The following is a 3,363-nucleotide window of genomic DNA, read 5'->3' on the forward strand; positions in this document are numbered from 1 at the left end:
CCCTTTTTATTTATAAAGAAGGGTCAGCAAATTGCTTGGGTGTTATATGGTCAAGCCTCACGGGCAATTAGTATTGGTTAGCTCAACGCCTCACAGCGCTTACACACCCAACCTATCAACGTCGTAGTCTTCGACGGCCCTTCAGGGGACTCAAGGTCCCAGTGAGATCTCATCTTGAGGCTAGTTTCCCGCTTAGATGCTTTCAGCGGTTATCTATTCCGAACATAGCTACCCGGCAATGCCACTGGCGTGACAACCGGAACACCAGAGGTTCGTCCACTCCGGTCCTCTCGTACTAGGAGCAGCCCCTCTCAAATCTCAAACGTCCACGGCAGATAGGGACCGAACTGTCTCACGACGTTCTAAACCCAGCTCGCGTACCACTTTAAATGGCGAACAGCCATACCCTTGGGACCGGCTTCAGCCCCAGGATGTGATGAGCCGACATCGAGGTGCCAAACACCGCCGTCGATATGAACTCTTGGGCGGTATCAGCCTGTTATCCCCGGAGTACCTTTTATCCGTTGAGCGATGGCCCTTCCATACAGAACCACCGGATCACTAAGACCTACTTTCGTACCTGCTCGACGTGTCTGTCTCGCAGTCAAGCGCGCTTTTGCCTTTATACTCTACGACCGATTTCCGACCGGTCTGAGCGCACCTTCGTACTCCTCCGTTACTCTTTAGGAGGAGACCGCCCCAGTCAAACTACCCACCATACACTGTCCTCGATCCGGATAACGGACCTGAGTTAGAACCTCAAAGTTGCCAGGGTGGTATTTCAAGGTTGGCTCCACGCGAACTGGCGTCCACGCTTCAAAGCCTCCCACCTATCCTACACAAGCAAATTCAAAGTCCAGTGCAAAGCTATAGTAAAGGTTCACGGGGTCTTTCCGTCTAGCCGCGGATACACTGCATCTTCACAGCGATTTCAATTTCACTGAGTCTCGGGTGGAGACAGCGCCGCCATCGTTACGCCATTCGTGCAGGTCGGAACTTACCCGACAAGGAATTTCGCTACCTTAGGACCGTTATAGTTACGGCCGCCGTTTACCGGGGCTTCGATCAAGAGCTTCGCGTTAGCTAACCCCATCAATTAACCTTCCGGCACCGGGCAGGCGTCACACCCTATACGTCCACTTTCGTGTTTGCAGAGTGCTGTGTTTTTAATAAACAGTCGCAGCGGCCTGGTATCTTCGACCGGCGTGGGCTTACGCAGTAAATGCTTCACCCTCACCGGCGCACCTTCTCCCGAAGTTACGGTGCCATTTTGCCTAGTTCCTTCACCCGAGTTCTCTCAAGCGCCTTGGTATTCTCTACCCAACCACCTGTGTCGGTTTGGGGTACGGTTCCTGGTTACCTGAAGCTTAGAAGCTTTTCTTGGAAGCATGGCATCAACCACTTCGTGTTCTAAAAGAACACTCGTCATCAGCTCTCGGCCTTGGAATCCCGGATTTACCTAAGATTCCAGCCTACCACCTTAAACTTGGACAACCAACGCCAAGCTGGCCTAGCCTTCTCCGTCCCTCCATCGCAATAACCAGAAGTACAGGAATATTAACCTGTTTTCCATCGACTACGCTTTTCAGCCTCGCCTTAGGGACCGACTAACCCTGCGTCGATTAACGTTGCGCAGGAAACCTTGGTCTTTCGGCGTGGGTGTTTTTCACACCCATTGTCGTTACTCATGTCAGCATTCGCACTTCTGATACCTCCAGCAAGCTTCTCAACTCACCTTCACAGGCTTACAGAACGCTCCTCTACCGCATCACCTAAGTGATACCCGTAGCTTCGGTGTATGGTTTGAGCCCCGTTACATCTTCCGCGCAGGCCGACTCGACTAGTGAGCTATTACGCTTTCTTTAAAGGGTGGCTGCTTCTAAGCCAACCTCCTAGCTGTCTAAGCCTTCCCACATCGTTTCCCACTTAACCATAACTTTGGGACCTTAGCTGACGGTCTGGGTTGTTTCCCTTTTCACGACGGACGTTAGCACCCGCCGTGTGTCTCCCATGCTCGGCACTTGTAGGTATTCGGAGTTTGCATCGGTTTGGTAAGTCGGGATGACCCCCTAGCCGAAACAGTGCTCTACCCCCTACAGTGATACATGAGGCGCTACCTAAATAGCTTTCGAGGAGAACCAGCTATCTCCGAGCTTGATTAGCCTTTCACTCCGATCCACAGGTCATCCGCTAACTTTTCAACGGTAGTCGGTTCGGTCCTCCAGTTAGTGTTACCCAACCTTCAACCTGCCCATGGATAGATCGCCCGGTTTCGGGTCTATTCCCAGCGACTAGACGCCCTATTAAGACTCGCTTTCGCTACGCCTCCCCTATTCGGTTAAGCTCGCCACTGAAAATAAGTCGCTGACCCATTATACAAAAGGTACGCAGTCACCCAACAAAGTGGGCTCCCACTGCTTGTACGCATACGGTTTCAGGATCTATTTCACTCCCCTCTCCGGGGTTCTTTTCGCCTTTCCCTCACGGTACTAGTTCACTATCGGTCAGTCAGTAGTATTTAGCCTTGGAGGATGGTCCCCCCATATTCAGACAAAGTTTCTCGTGCTCCGTCCTACTCGATTTCATGACTAAGAGATTTTCGCGTACAGGGCTATCACCCACTATGGCCGCACTTTCCAGAGCGTTCCGCTAATCTCAAAGCCACTTAAGGGCTAGTCCCCGTTCGCTCGCCACTACTAAGGGAATCTCGGTTGATTTCTTTTCCTCAGGGTACTTAGATGTTTCAGTTCCCCTGGTTCGCTTCTTAAGCCTATGTATTCAGCTTAAGATACCTAACTTATGTTAGGTGGGTTCCCCCATTCAGATATCTCCGGATCAAAGTCTGTTTGCCGACTCCCCGAAGCTTTTCGCAGGCTACCACGTCTTTCATCGCCTCTGACTGCCAAGGCATCCACCGTATGCGCTTCTTCACTTGACCATATAACCCCAAGCAATCTGGTTATACTGTGAAGACGACATTCGCCGAAAATTCGCGATTAAACTCACAAATTTTACCTTAGCCTGAACAACACCAGTGAAAGTGTTATCCAGTCTATCTTTCTATCACATACCCAAATTTTTAAAGAACGATCTAATCAAAGACTAGAAATCAACATTCATCACCGTTTTGGTAGAATGCTCATTTCTAAGCTTTCAACAAACAGAAGCAGTAGTGGTGGAGCCAAACGGGATCGAACCGTTGACCTCCTGCGTGCAAGGCAGGCGCTCTCCCAGCTGAGCTATGGCCCCGTATTTCTACAGGCGTTTCCCACACAAAATTGGTGGGTCTGGGCAGATTCGAACTGCCGACCTCACCCTTATCAGGGGTGCGCTCTAACCAACTGAGCTACAGACCCAATTTCG

2 tRNA genes and 1 rRNA gene are annotated in these 3,363 nt (G+C 50.9%); all 3 read right to left on the reverse strand.

Going from position 1 to position 3,363, the window contains the following annotated elements:
- Positions 1-46: 46 nt before the first annotated feature.
- Positions 47-2,938 (reverse strand): 23S ribosomal RNA (locus TU81_RS29015).
- A gap of 235 nt (positions 2,939-3,173) precedes the next feature.
- Positions 3,174-3,249 (reverse strand) — tRNA-Ala (locus tag TU81_RS29020).
- 30 nt (positions 3,250-3,279) lie between these two features.
- A tRNA-Ile gene (locus tag TU81_RS29025) sits at positions 3,280-3,356 on the reverse strand.
- Between the last annotated feature and the right edge of the window lie 7 nt (positions 3,357-3,363).

Source organism: Pseudomonas lini, assembly GCF_001042905.1.
Lineage (GTDB): Bacteria > Pseudomonadota > Gammaproteobacteria > Pseudomonadales > Pseudomonadaceae > Aquipseudomonas > Aquipseudomonas lini.